The 11,826-nt window shown below is 62.0% G+C and carries 11 protein-coding genes; 3 read left to right on the top strand and 8 right to left on the bottom strand.

Going from position 1 to position 11,826, the window contains the following annotated elements; genetic code table 11:
- The first annotated feature begins 97 nt into the window (after nucleotides 1–97).
- A complete protein-coding gene (locus tag ACM530_RS03500) occupies nucleotides 98–307 on the top strand; it encodes a cold-shock protein (RefSeq protein WP_032891681.1) in 210 nt (69 codons plus the stop codon).
- A 141-nt stretch (nucleotides 308–448) separates the two neighbouring features.
- Here ACM530_RS03500 and ACM530_RS03495 read toward each other — a convergent pair whose 3' ends face one another.
- The 4 genes from ACM530_RS03495 to ACM530_RS03480 all read right to left on the bottom strand — a co-directional run bounded on the left by ACM530_RS03495 (nucleotide 449) and on the right by ACM530_RS03480 (nucleotide 5,685).
- The gene (locus ACM530_RS03495; RefSeq protein WP_058425300.1) at nucleotides 449–826 is read right to left on the bottom strand and encodes a hypothetical protein; all 378 of its coding nucleotides are present in this window, start codon (nucleotides 824–826) and stop codon (nucleotides 449–451) included.
- A gap of 54 nt (nucleotides 827–880) precedes the next feature.
- Entirely contained in the window at nucleotides 881–1,690 is an 810-nt protein-coding gene (locus tag ACM530_RS03490; RefSeq protein WP_416364272.1) for a putative RNA methyltransferase, read from the bottom strand.
- Nucleotides 1,690–2,841, bottom strand: a complete 1,152-nt coding sequence (gene dapE / locus ACM530_RS03485) for a succinyl-diaminopimelate desuccinylase (protein ID WP_145161842.1) — start codon at nucleotides 2,839–2,841, stop codon at nucleotides 1,690–1,692. The genes ACM530_RS03490 and dapE overlap by 1 nt, the downstream gene beginning before the upstream one ends.
- 252 nt (nucleotides 2,842–3,093) lie before the next feature.
- Entirely contained in the window at nucleotides 3,094–5,685 is a 2,592-nt protein-coding gene (locus ACM530_RS03480; protein ID WP_416364271.1) for a glycosyltransferase, read from the bottom strand.
- A gap of 217 nt (nucleotides 5,686–5,902) precedes the next feature.
- Between ACM530_RS03480 and tcdA the strand changes: the two genes are divergently transcribed.
- Nucleotides 5,903–6,712, top strand: coding sequence for a tRNA cyclic N6-threonylcarbamoyladenosine(37) synthase TcdA (gene tcdA, locus ACM530_RS03475; RefSeq protein WP_370004336.1), 810 nt, complete (start codon nucleotides 5,903–5,905; stop codon nucleotides 6,710–6,712).
- A gap of 116 nt (nucleotides 6,713–6,828) precedes the next feature.
- Here the strand turns inward: tcdA and ACM530_RS03470 are convergent, their stop codons facing one another.
- From ACM530_RS03470 to ACM530_RS03455, 4 genes are all read right to left on the bottom strand, one after another.
- Entirely contained in the window at nucleotides 6,829–7,242 is a 414-nt protein-coding gene (locus tag ACM530_RS03470; protein WP_416364270.1) for a SufE family protein, read from the bottom strand.
- Complete coding sequence (locus tag ACM530_RS03465; protein WP_416364269.1) at nucleotides 7,239–8,444, bottom strand: aminotransferase class V-fold PLP-dependent enzyme; 1,206 nt, start codon at nucleotides 8,442–8,444, stop codon at nucleotides 7,239–7,241. The genes ACM530_RS03470 and ACM530_RS03465 overlap by 4 nt, the downstream gene beginning before the upstream one ends.
- Nucleotides 8,445–8,511: 67 nt before the next feature.
- The gene (gene dapD, locus ACM530_RS03460) at nucleotides 8,512–9,546 is read right to left on the bottom strand and encodes a 2,3,4,5-tetrahydropyridine-2,6-dicarboxylate N-succinyltransferase (RefSeq protein ID WP_145161856.1); all 1,035 of its coding nucleotides are present in this window, start codon (nucleotides 9,544–9,546) and stop codon (nucleotides 8,512–8,514) included.
- A 31-nt stretch (nucleotides 9,547–9,577) separates the two neighbouring features.
- Entirely contained in the window at nucleotides 9,578–9,886 is a 309-nt protein-coding gene (locus ACM530_RS03455) for an arsenate reductase (protein WP_231982825.1), read from the bottom strand.
- A gap of 293 nt (nucleotides 9,887–10,179) precedes the next feature.
- On the opposite strand from ACM530_RS03455, the gene ACM530_RS03450 reads away from it, so the two are divergent.
- The gene (locus ACM530_RS03450; RefSeq protein WP_262210438.1) at nucleotides 10,180–11,823 is read left to right on the top strand and encodes a Na+/H+ antiporter; all 1,644 of its coding nucleotides are present in this window, start codon (nucleotides 10,180–10,182) and stop codon (nucleotides 11,821–11,823) included.
- The last annotated feature ends 3 nt before the right edge of the window (nucleotides 11,824–11,826 follow it).

Below are 11,826 nucleotides of genomic sequence, written 5' to 3'. Positions count from 1 at the left end.
AGCGATGTAAACTTGAGTTGATCGTTTTTGAGCCTGTCTTATACTCGGCAGTTCAATGCGACGACTCAACAATAAAAAGCATGTGGGAGCAAAACAGATGGCAACGCGCGAAACCGGCAATGTGAAGTGGTTCAACGATGCAAAGGGCTATGGCTTTATTCAACGCGAGGACGGCAAGGATGTGTTTGTGCACTACCGCGCCATTCGCGGTGATGGTCACCGCTCACTGGCCGAGGGCCAGCAGGTGGAATACGCCGTGGTGACCGGCGAGAAGGGGTTGCAGGCGGAGGATGTGGTGGGGTTGTAACCTGATTTTGCTACACAGCTGAACCCCTGTGGGAGCGGGCTTGCTCGCGAAGGCGGTGTGTCAGTCACAATAAAGGCGACTGACCCACTGCTTTCGCGAGCAAGCCCGCTCCCACATTTTGATTGGGTTCACACTTCAGGTTCAGGCCGTTTTCCAGGTGATCTGTTCTTCACCGTCCACGCTGATGCGAATCCAGGTGTCGGCGCTTTCCTCACCTTCTTCCTCAACCCAGGTACCCGGCGCACAGCGCACTTCAACGTTGAGTGCGGCGAAGGCTGCGCGGGCGCAGGCGATGTCGTCGTCCCACGGGGTCTGGTCGCTTTCCAGGTACAGGCTGTTCCATTTGCCCACGGCCTTGGGCAGCCAGGTGACGGGCACATTGCCGGCCTTGCACTTGTAGGTCTGGCCCTTCTGGACCCAGTCGGTGCACGGGCCCAGCGCGGCGCCCAGCCAGGCGGCGATGGCTTTATGGTCGACGTCGGCGTCCTTCAGGTAAATCTCGATATCAGGTTGGCGCATGGATGTTCCTCGTTGCGGGATTCGAAAATCCATTCGCGGATGCTTAAAAGTCGGTTATTGAAGCACGAAATAATCGTAGCGCATCGACACCGTGACCTGCAGCGGCTCGGCGGCCTCGATCACCTCGGCGCGGCGCTCGGCACTCGCGCGCCAGCCGTGCGGCGTCATCGCCAGCAGGTTGGCGCGGTCGTTGGGCTCGGCCAGGCTCAAGGTGAATGCCAGGGTTTCGCTGTGTGCCAGGCTCATGCCATCGGGCACCAGGGCCAAATGCTTGTCGTCGGTGTACTCGCGCACCTCGTCGTACAGGCGTTCGCGCAGTTCCATCAGGTGGCCGGCCGTCGGGCCGACTTTCATCAGACCGCCGCCGGGGCTGAGCAGGCGCTTGGCCTCTTGCCAATCCAAGGGACTGAAAACGCTGGCGAGAAATTGGCAACTGCCCGAGGCCAGCGGCACACGCGCCATGCTGGCAATCAACCAGGTCAGCGCCGGGTTGCGCTTGCACGCACGTTTGACCGCTTCCTTGGAGATGTCCAGCGCGTAGCCGTCAGCATCGGGCAGCGCCTCGGCGATTTGCGCGGTGTAGTAACCCTCGCCACAACCGATGTCCACCCAGCGCTGCGGTGCGCGTTCAGCGGCCAGTTCAGCCAGGCGCTTGGCCACCGGCGCGTAATGCCCGGCGTTAAGGAAGTCGCGGCGTGCCTCGACCATCGCGAGGTTATCGCCCGGGTCGCGGCTGTTTTTGTGCTGCACCGGCAACAGGTTCAGGTAACCCTGGCGCGCGCGGTCGAAACGGTGCCCGACCGGGCACGCCACGCCATTGTCCACCGCGTGGAGCGGTGCGCTGCAAATGGGGCAAGCGAGCATCAGGCGAGCAACTTGATCAGGGTCTGGTAATAGATTTCGGTCAGCACATCGAGGTCGCTGGCCAGAATGCGCTCGTTGACCTGATGGATCGTCGCGTTGACCGGGCCCAGTTCCACGACCTGAGTGCCGAGGGTGGCAATGAAGCGCCCATCGGAGGTGCCGCCGCTGGTGGAGGCTTTGGTTTCGCGCCCGGTGATCGCCTTGATGCTGGCCGACACCGCATCCAGCAACGCGCCGGGCTCGGTGAGGAACGGCAGGCCCGACAGCGCCCATTCCACGTGCCAGTCCAGGCCATGTTTGTCGAGAATTGCCGCAACGCGCTGTTGCAGGCCTTCGACGGTGGACTCGGTGGAGAAACGGAAGTTGAACACCGCCGTCAGGTCACCGGGGATCACGTTGGTGGCGCCGGTGCCGGAATTGAGGTTGGAAATCTGGAAGCTGGTCGGCGGGAAGAAGGTGTTGCCGTCGTCCCAGTGCTCGGCGGCCAATTCGGCCAAGGCCGGGGCGGCGAGGTGGATCGGGTTCTTCGCCAGGTGCGGGTACGCCACGTGGCCTTGCACGCCGCGCACGGTCAGGGTGGCGCCGAGGGAGCCACGGCGGCCGTTCTTGACCACATCGCCCACCAGCGTGGTGCTCGACGGTTCGCCGACGATGCACCAGTCCAGGCGTTCCTTGCGGGCTGCCAGGCGTTCGATCACGGCTTTGGTGCCGTGGTGCGCCGGGCCTTCTTCATCGCTGGTGATCAGGAAGGCGACCGAGCCTTTGTGGTCCGGGTAGTCGCTGACGAAACGCTCGGAGGCCACCAGCATGGCGGCCAGGCTGCCTTTCATGTCTGCCGCGCCACGGCCGCAGAGCATGCCGTTTTCGTCGATCAGCGCGTCGAACGGGTCGTTCTGCCAGGCGCCCACCGGCCCGGTCGGTACCACGTCGGTGTGGCCGGCAAAGCACAGCACCGGGCCGTCGTGCTTGCCGTGGGTGGCCCAGAAGTTGTCCACATCTTCAATACGCATCGGCTCCAGCGCAAAGCCGGCGTCGCCCAGGCGCTGCATCATCAGCTTCTGGCAATCGGCGTCGATCGGCGTCACCGAGGGGCGACGGATCAGGTCGATAGCGAGTTGAAGGGTCGGCGAAAGGTCGGCATGGGCCGTCATGGGGGAACTCCGGAAGCGTGTTATGGGCGCAGGACGAATGTGGAATACACAACCTGAATGGGCGCAGATTCAATGTGGGAGCTGGCTTGCCGGCGATGCAGACGCCGCGGTCTGGCAGGTACGCCGCGGCGATGCCATCGCAGGCAAGCCAGCTCCCACAGAAAGCAGGGCTAGGCCAAGTCTCACAAAACGGCCGTTATCTTATAGCAAAACGGCGGCCAAGGGCCGCCGTTTAGTGCATTGCGCAAGTTTTTACTCAGCCGTTGCCGGCTCAACCTTCGGCGCAGGTTTTGGCAGCGACGAGAGGAACGCCATGATCAACGCCGCCACGTACGGCAGCGATTGCACCAGCAGCATCACCACCCAGAAGCGCATGTCATTGCTCGGCAGGCCCTGCACCAGGTAGATCCCCAGCGCCGCGCCCCACAACAGCAGCATGATGAACATTTCTTCGCGGGCTTCGGAGATCGCTACCCAGAAGCCGTGGTTATCCGCGTTTTTCGGGGTCCGAAAGAACGGAATACTGGTGGTGAAGAAGCCGTACAGCACCGCCTTGGCGATGGTGTGCGACAACGCCAGGCCGGCCAGCGCCGCGCAGAACGCATCTTTCAAGTTCACACCCACCGCACGGCGGTAGAGGAAAATGATCTTGCCCACTTTGAACACGAACAGCGCCAACGGCGGAATCGCGAAAATCAGCAGCGGCGGGTCAACCCGCGTTGGCACGATGATCATCGCCGCCGACCACAACAGGGCGCCGACGGTGAAGAAGATGTTCATGCCGTCCGCCACCCACGGCAACCAGCCTGCGAGGAAGTGGTAGCGCTGGCCACGGGTCAGCTCAGTGCCCTTGCCGCGCAGCAGGCTGGCGGTGTGGCGCTTGATGATCTGAATCGCGCCGTAGGCCCAGCGGAAACGCTGCTTCTTGAAGTCGATAAAGGTATCGGGCATCAAGCCTTTGCCGTAGCTGTCGTGGTAATACGCCGCCGACAGGCCTTTCTCGAATACGCGCAGGCCCAGTTCGGCGTCTTCGCAGATGCACCAGTCAGCCCAGCCGAGTTCTTCGAGCACCGAGCGACGAGTCATGGTCATGGTGCCGTGCTGGATGATCGCGTCGCGATCGTTACGGGTGACCATGCCGATATGGAAGAAGCCTTTGTATTCCGCATAGCAGAGCTTCTTGAAGGTGCTTTCGTTCTGGTCGCGGTAATCCTGCGGCGACTGCACCACGGCGATTTTCGGGTCGGCGAAGTGCGGCACCATGTGCTTGAGCCAGTTGGGCGACACGCAGTAGTCCGAGTCGATCACCGCGATCACTTCGGCGTCCTTGGCGGTGTGCGGGATCAGGTAGTTCAGCGCGCCGCCCTTGAAACCGGCCAGGGGCGAGACGTGGAAGAACTTGAAGCGCGGGCCGAGGGTTTCGCAGTAGTCGCGCACCGGTTCCCATACCGCCGGGTCCTTGGTGTTGTTGTCGATGATCAGGACTTCATAGTCCGGGTAATCGAGGGCGGCGAGGGCGTCGAGGGTCTGTTTGACCATCTCTGGCGGCTCGTTGTAGCACGGCACATGGATCGACACTTTCGGGCGGTAGTCCGAATCGCCTTCCACCGGCAGGAATTCACGCCGGCGCTTGTGGGTCCACACCGCTTCCGCCAGTTCGTGGGCTTCGGTCAGCAACACGATAAACACACCGAGGGCGCCGAGTGCCAACAAGATCCCCACGGTCACGCTGAACCAGGTGCTGTATTGCTGGCTGTAGTCGTAGCCGATCCACACCAGCACCGAACCGCACAGGAATGCGATAAAGGTCAGGAACGTACGGCCACGCTGGCGCAGGGCCGAGCCGTCGATCATCAGCAAGGTCAGCGACAGCAGCGCAAGCACCACCGAGCCGATGGCCAGCACGCGCCATTGCGGGATCGCGACCACTGGGCCTTCAAAGTTGAATTTCTGCTGACGCGCGGCGTTGTACACGCCCCAATAGGCGCCGGCCGAGCCTTCGTCGCTGACTTTCCACGGCTGATCGAACGCCTCGATCACGAAGTAGTTGTAGCCCTGGCGGTTGAGCTTATTGACCAGCGTACGCAGGTAAATCGCCTGGTCGGCTGGCGAGGTTTCATTGCCCCCGCGCATACGGCCGTTACTCGGCCAGCCAACCTCCGACAGCAGCAGCGGCTTTTTCGGGAACAGTTTCTTCAGATCCCGGGCGCGGTCGAGTACGTATTGGCCGGCCTTGTCCATCGGAATAAATTCCCAGAACGGCAGGATGTGCGCCGCGATCAGGTCGACGTGCTTGGCCAGTTGCGGGTTCTTTTCCCAAATGTGCCATTGCTCGGACGTCGTCACCGGCACTTTCACGGCGGCGCGCACGCGGTCGAGCAGCGCAATCAGCGCCTCTGGGGTGATTTCTTCACGGAACAACGCTTCGTTACCGACCACCACGCGCACGACGCTGCGTGAGCTGTTGGCCAGTTCGATGGCCCGCTGGATCTCGCGTTCGTTACGCGCAAGGTCCGGGCTGATCCAGATGCCCAGCGTCACGCGCAGGCCGAACTCTTCCGCCAGCTTGGGGATGTCGCCCAGGGTGCCGTCGACCGAGTAGGTACGGATGTTGTCCGTCAGCTTGCTCATGATCTCGAGGTCACGACGCATTTCTTCGTCGCTTGGGTACTGGTCTTTCTGCGGGAACTGGCCTTGCTGGAACGGCGAGTAGGAGAACCCGGAGATCTGTTCAGGCCAGTTGGGTGTGGTGACCGGGCGGTTGATCAGCGCCCAGAAACCGGTGAACAGCGCGGCAATTGCCAGCACCACCACCAGGTTGAGTCCAAATTTACGCGATGACATGGCTATTTCGGGTTCCAAAGGGTGTGGAACGAAAAGAGGTGTCGGCTTACGCCGAACGGCGCGCATCCTACACTGGCCTTTCCCCGAGCGTACAGCAGACAGAGAAAAGCCGGACGTTAGTCCGCGAATGTTCACCTAAGTTCTTTACTTGTAGCTGGAAGCTTCGAACTTGTCGCTGCGTAGTCCATAATGCGCGCCGGTTTTTGGGGTAATGGTCATGAGCACAGAAGATCCGCGGTTTGCAGGCGTCGCCCGCTTGTATGGCATTGAAGGCCTGGAACGCTTGAAAGCGGCCCATGTGGCGATCGTCGGCGTCGGCGGCGTAGGCTCGTGGGCGGCTGAAGCCATGGCCCGTTGCGGGGTAGGCGAGATTTCGCTGTTTGACCTGGACGACGTCTGCGTCAGCAACAGCAACCGCCAGTTGCACGCGCTGGACAGCACGGTGGGCAAGCCCAAGGTCGACGTCATGGCCGAGCGCCTGCGCGCTATCAACCCCGATTGCACCGTGCATGCGGTGGCGGACTTCGTGACCCGCGACACCATGGCCGAGTACATCACGCCGAATATCGATTGCGTGATCGACTGCATCGACGCCGTCAACGCCAAGGCTGCGCTGATTGCCTGGTGCAAGCGCCGCAAGATCCAGATCATCACCACCGGCGGCGCCGGCGGGCAGATCGACCCGACGCTGATCCAGGTGTGCGACCTGAACCGCACCTTTAATGACCCACTGGCCTCGAAGGTGCGCTCCACGTTGCGCCGCGATTACGGTTTCTCCCGCACCGTGACCCGCCATTACAGCGTGCCATGCGTGTTTTCCACCGAGCAGCTGCGCTATCCCAAGCCGGACGGCAGCATTTGTCTGCAAAAAAGTTTCGTTGGGGATGGGGTGAAGCTGGACTGCGCCGGCGGGTTTGGCGCGGTGATGATGGTGACGGCCACGTTTGGCATGGTGGCGGCGACCAAGGCGGTGGACAAGATCGTGGCTGGGGTGCGCAGGCCGTCGGAGCGGGTCAAAGCCAGCTAAATCTTACAGCCGAACAGAGATCGAAATGTGGGAGCGGGCTTGCTCGCGAATGCGGTGGTTCAGTCAATGATGTATTGACTGACACTCTGCTTTCGCGAGCAAGCCCGCTCCCACATTTAGTTTTGCGTATGGCTTAGTTCGCGCATGCGCTGCAGGACGGCATTCAAGCCATTGCTGCGCGAAGGTGACAGCTGTCGGGACAGCCCCAGTTGACTGAACCAGTCGGGCAGGTCAACGGCCTGCAACTGCGCCGCTGACAGCCCATTGACCCGCGCCAGCAGCAGCGCCACCAACCCGCGAATCATCCGCGCATCGCTGCTCGCGGCGAACTGCCAATGGCCGTTCTCAAGACGCCCCACCAACCACACCAGGCTTTCGCAGCCCTGCACCAGGTTGGCGTCGACTTTGTCCTCATCGGCCAAGGCTGGCAGGCGTTCGCCCCATTGCATCAGCATCCGCGCGCGCTGCTCCCAACTGCCGACCGCCTGAAAGGCGTGCAGGGCAGCGGCGGCTTCGGCCGGCAAGCTCATCGCAACATATCCAGCGCCTGGTCGAGGGCTTCAAAGAAGCGCTCCAGGTCATCGGAGTCGTTGTACAGCGCCAGGGACACGCGGATCGCCCCGGACAAGTGCATCGCCTTGAGCAACGGCATCGCGCAATGGTGGCCGGCGCGCACGGCGATGCCCTGTTCGGTCAGCAGGTGGGCGAGGTCGGCGTTGTGTATGCCTTCCACCACAAAGCTGGCCAAGGCTACTTGGGGCGATCCCAACACGCGGATGCCATTGCGTGCTTTGAGGCCGCGCAGCAGATAGTCGTGCAGCGCCGCTTCATGGGCGACCACGGCGGGCGGGTCCAGTGAGCTCAGGTAATCCAGGCTGGCCCCCAGGCCGATCACGCTGGCGATTGGTGGCGTACCCGCTTCAAAACCCAGCGGGGCAGGGCGGAAACTGGCGCTGTGGTAGTCCGCCTGTTGCACCATCTCGCCGCCAAACTGCCAGTGGCGCAGGTGATGCAGGGCTTCGTGGCGGCCAAACAGCACGCCGACGCCGTCCGGGCCGTACAGTTTGTGGCTGGAAAACACGTAGAAGTCGCACCCCAGCGCCTGCACGTCATGGCGGCCATGCACGATGCCCTGGGCACCGTCGACCACGGTCAGTGCGCCGTGTGCCCGCGCCATCGCCAGCAAGGCGTCCAAGGGCTGCCAGGTGCCAAGCACATTGGAAAGCTGGCTCACCGCCAGCACCCGCGTGCGCGGGCCGATCAATTCGCCAGCGGCGTGCAGGTCAATCACGCCGTCGTCACCCAGTGGCAACACCACCAGCGTGAGCGCGCGACGTTTGGCCAGTTGCTGCCAGGGCAGCAGGTTGGCGTGGTGTTCCAGGGCGCTGATAACAATTTCATCGCCCGCATTGAATAAGTGCTCAAGGCCATAGGCCAGGAGGTTCAGCGCAGAGGTTGCGCCGTGGGTAAAGATGATTTGCCCGCTGTCACCTGCGTTAAGCCACTGCGCGACCTTGCTGCGACTGTCTTCAAACGCCTGTGTCGCATGGGCGCCCGGCAAATGTTGGGCACGGTGCACATTGGCTGCGCCATTGGCGTAGTAATGGCTGATGGCATCCAACAGGGCCTGGGGTTTTTGCGTGGTGGCGGCGTTGTCCAGGTAAGTCTGGTCTTGCCGTTGCAGGGTGGCGATGGCCGGAAAGTCGGCGCGCCAGGGAGAGGGCACAAGCATGGTGTTCAAGACTCGTATAAGCGGGCCGACCCGAAGGCGCGACCCGCTAGTGGCATCGAGTGGCTGCTTAGTTGTGAGCGTGCAGCGCTTCGTTCAGTTCGATGGCCGATTTGTGGGTTTTGCACTCCACGGCACCGGTCTCGGAGTTACGGCGGAACAGCAGGTCCGGTTGGCCGGCCAACTCGCGCGCCTTGACCACTTTGACCAGTTGGTTCTGCTCATCCAGCAGCGCGACCTTGGTGCCGGCGGTGACGTACAGGCCCGACTCCACGGTGTTACGGTCGCCCAACGGGATACCGATACCGGCGTTGGCACCGATCAGGCAGCCTTCGCCAACCTTGATCACGATGTTGCCGCCGCCCGACAGGGTGCCCATGGTGGAGCAACCGCCGCCCAGGTCCGAACCCTTGCCGACGAACACGCCAGCGGAGACGCGGCCTTCGATCATGCCCGGGCCTTCGGTGCCAGCGTTGAAGTTGACGAAGCCTTCGTGCATCACGGTGGTGCCTTCGCCCACATAGGCGCCCAGGCGGATACGCGCGGCATCAGCGATACGCACGCCGGCCGGGACCACGTAGTCGGTCATTTTCGGGAACTTGTCCACCGAGAACACTTCCAGCAGCTCGCCACGCAGGCGTGCTTCCAGTTGGCGTTCGGCCAGCTCATTGATGTCGATCGCGCCCTGGCTGGTCCACGCCACGTTCGGCAGTTGCGGGAACACACCGGCCAGGCTCAGGCCGTGTGGCTTGACCAGGCGATGGGAGAGCAGGTGCAGCTTGAGGTAAGCCTCAGGCGTGGAGGTCAGTGCGGCGTCTTCGGCCAGCAGGGTGGCGACCAGCGGGGTATGGCTTTCAGCCAGGCGGCTCAGCAGGGCAGCTTGGGCAGCGTCGACGCCTTTGAGCGCGTCAGCCATTTGCAGCGCCTGGGAGACGGTGAAGGTGATGGCCTGGTTGCCTTCGGTGTAGCCCAGGATCGGCGCAATGGCTGCGACGATGTCGGCCGACGGGTTGAGCAACGGTTGTGCGTAAAACACTTCCAGCCAAGCACCTTGGCGGTTCTGAGTGCCGACGCCGAAGCCCAGGCTGAACAGGGAATTGGACATGCTGTTACCTCTACAAAAATGGAAGGCTGGCCTACTTGAGGGCCGCCGAATAACTATCTGGCTTGAAGCCAATCAGGGTTCTGTCTCCGAGATCGAGCACCGGGCGCTTGATCATCGAGGGTTGTGCGAGCATCAATTCAATGGCTTTCGACTGATCGAGATCGGCTTTGCGTTCGTCTTCGAGTTTGCGAAAGGTGGTGCCCGCACGGTTCAAAACCACCTGCCAACCGTGCTCGTTGCACCATTGGGTCAAGTGTTCGCGGTCGATACCGGCCGTTTTGTAGTCGTGAAACTCATAGCTCACAGCGTGCTCATCGAGCCAGGTGCGCGCTTTTTTCATGGTGTCGCAGGCTTTGATACCGAAAAGGTGCAACGTTTTGCTTGAAGCGGTCAAGGAATTGCCCCCCTTTGGACCAAGTAGAAACGAAAGGTCACGGATTATGCCATGACCAGCAGGTTTGGGTGCCGCTCGTCATGCTTGCTGATGGCGCAGTGCGACTTTTGTGCAAACGCCATGGCGCGGCATGGCCGGGTAACATGGCTGGTTAACATAGCCGAGTAATATGGCACTTCAACGGCCAGCTGTTGCCTGATGGGTGTCGTTGCAAGTCGATTGTCCGGGAAACCCGCTTTATGCAAACCGCCTACACCGTTCTTATCCTGCTGATGCTGGTCAGCGTTTCGCGCCTGGTCGGGCGCATCATTCCTCTGCCGTTACCCCTGGTGCAGATCGCCGCCGGCGCCTTGCTGGCCTGGCCCACTCTGGGGCTGCATGTGGCGTTGGACCCTGAGTTGTTTCTGTTTCTGTTCCTGCCGCCGCTGTTGTTCTCCGATGGCTGGCGCATGCCCAAGCGCGAGCTCTGGCGATTGCGCGGCCCGATTCTGACGTTGGCGGTGGGGCTGGTGCTGTTCACCGTGGTGGGTGCTGGCTATTTCATTCATTGGATATTGCCGACGATCCCGTTGCCGGTGGCCTTCGCCCTGGCGGCGGTTTTATCGCCGACGGATGCCGTGGCGGTGTCGGCCATTGCCCAGAATCGTCTGCCCAAGCCGTTGATGCACATGCTTCAGGGCGAAGCGTTGATGAATGATGCCTCGGGCCTGGTGACCTTCAAGTTCGCCCTGGCGGCGGCGCTGACCGGCGTGTTCTCCCTGGCGGATGCCAGCCTGACCTTTGTGCTGGTCGCCGTGGGTGGTCTGGCGGTTGGCGTGGCGCTGAGCTGGCTGGTCGGCCGTTTGCGCGCCTGGATGATCGCGCGCGGTTGGGATGACCCGGCCACGCATGTGGTGTTCATGTTGCTGTTGCCGTTTGCGGCCTATGTATTGGCGGAGCGCCTGGGCGCATCGGGCATTCTCTCGGCGGTGGCGGCGGGCATGATGCAAAGCTGGCTCGACCTGTTGCCGCGCCAGACCAGCACGCGCTTGCTTAACCGCAGTGTCTGGTCGCTGCTGGAGTTTGCCTTCAATGGCCTGATCTTCCTGCTGTTGGGCCTGCAACTGCCGGACATCATCAAGGCTGTGGTCAGCCACGAGACAACGTTGTGGCCCACCCTGCTGTATCGCTGCCTGGATGTGATTGCGATCTTTGTGGTGCTGGTGGTGTTGCGCTTTATCTGGGTGCAGAGCATCTGGCGCCTGTCGGGTTTACTGCGACGCCTGCGTGGCAAAAGCGAACTGACCCTGGTGCCGACCGCGCGCTCCTGCTGGCTATTGACGGTCGGCGGCGTGCGCGGTGCGGTGACCCTGGCCGGTGTGATGTCGGTGCCCCTGCTGCTGGCGCCGGGCGAGGCCTTCCCTGAGCGGGACCTGCTGATTTTCATCGCTGCCGGGGTGATTCTGCTATCGCTGATCGCCGCTTGCATCGCGCTGCCGTTGCTGTTGCGCGGCATCGAGCAAAGTCCCGATGAAAAGCGTCATAACGAAGTGCGCGAGGCGTGGAAAAAGACCGCCGTGGCGGCGATCCATGCCCTTGAAGCGGAAGAACCCGCCGAAACCGAAACCTCGGACGCCGCTCAGGCCGCACTGGCCACTGAGCTCAAGGCGCGGCTGATGTCGGAATATCGCCATCAGTTGGAAGTGTTCAATGACTCGGCCGACGCCCAGGCGCTGGCGCTGCAGATGGACCAGCTGGAGCGCAAATTACGCCTCAAGGCTCTGCGAGCGCAGCGGTTGGAGTTGTACAGCTTGAGCCGTCATCACCAGATTGGTGATGACGTTTTGCGTGAAGTGCTGGCGGATCTGGACATGAGCGAGGCGAATCTGGGTCATGTGAAATGACCC

The sequence above is a fragment of the Pseudomonas sp. NFX183 genome, from assembly GCF_047943075.1.
Taxonomy (GTDB): Bacteria; Pseudomonadota; Gammaproteobacteria; order Pseudomonadales; family Pseudomonadaceae; genus Aquipseudomonas.
The sequence above is the reverse complement of the archived record's forward strand: the minus strand, read 5'-3'. Positions and strand labels throughout refer to the sequence as shown.

What these genes read in the sequence shown, in the direction of transcription:
- ACM530_RS03500 (WP_032891681.1), top strand. Translation starts at nt 98, where the DNA reads ATGGCAACGCGCGAAACCGGCAATGTGAAGTGGTTCAACGATGCAAAG.
- ACM530_RS03465 (WP_416364269.1), bottom strand. Translation starts at nt 8,444, where the DNA reads ATGCTTGTGCCCTCTCCCTGGCGCGCCGACTTTCCGGCCATCGCCACC.
- dapD (WP_145161856.1), bottom strand. Translation starts at nt 9,546, where the DNA reads ATGTCCAATTCCCTGTTCAGCCTGGGCTTCGGCGTCGGCACTCAGAAC.
- ACM530_RS03480 (WP_416364271.1), bottom strand. Translation starts at nt 5,685, where the DNA reads ATGTCATCGCGTAAATTTGGACTCAACCTGGTGGTGGTGCTGGCAATT.
- ACM530_RS03450 (WP_262210438.1), top strand. Translation starts at nt 10,180, where the DNA reads ATGCAAACCGCCTACACCGTTCTTATCCTGCTGATGCTGGTCAGCGTT.
- dapE (WP_145161842.1), bottom strand. Translation starts at nt 2,841, where the DNA reads ATGACGGCCCATGCCGACCTTTCGCCGACCCTTCAACTCGCTATCGAC.
- ACM530_RS03490 (WP_416364272.1), bottom strand. Translation starts at nt 1,690, where the DNA reads ATGCTCGCTTGCCCCATTTGCAGCGCACCGCTCCACGCGGTGGACAAT.
- ACM530_RS03455 (WP_231982825.1), bottom strand. Translation starts at nt 9,886, where the DNA reads ATGAAAAAAGCGCGCACCTGGCTCGATGAGCACGCTGTGAGCTATGAG.
- tcdA (WP_370004336.1), top strand. Translation starts at nt 5,903, where the DNA reads ATGAGCACAGAAGATCCGCGGTTTGCAGGCGTCGCCCGCTTGTATGGC.
- ACM530_RS03470 (WP_416364270.1), bottom strand. Translation starts at nt 7,242, where the DNA reads ATGAGCTTGCCGGCCGAAGCCGCCGCTGCCCTGCACGCCTTTCAGGCG.
- ACM530_RS03495 (WP_058425300.1), bottom strand. Translation starts at nt 826, where the DNA reads ATGCGCCAACCTGATATCGAGATTTACCTGAAGGACGCCGACGTCGAC.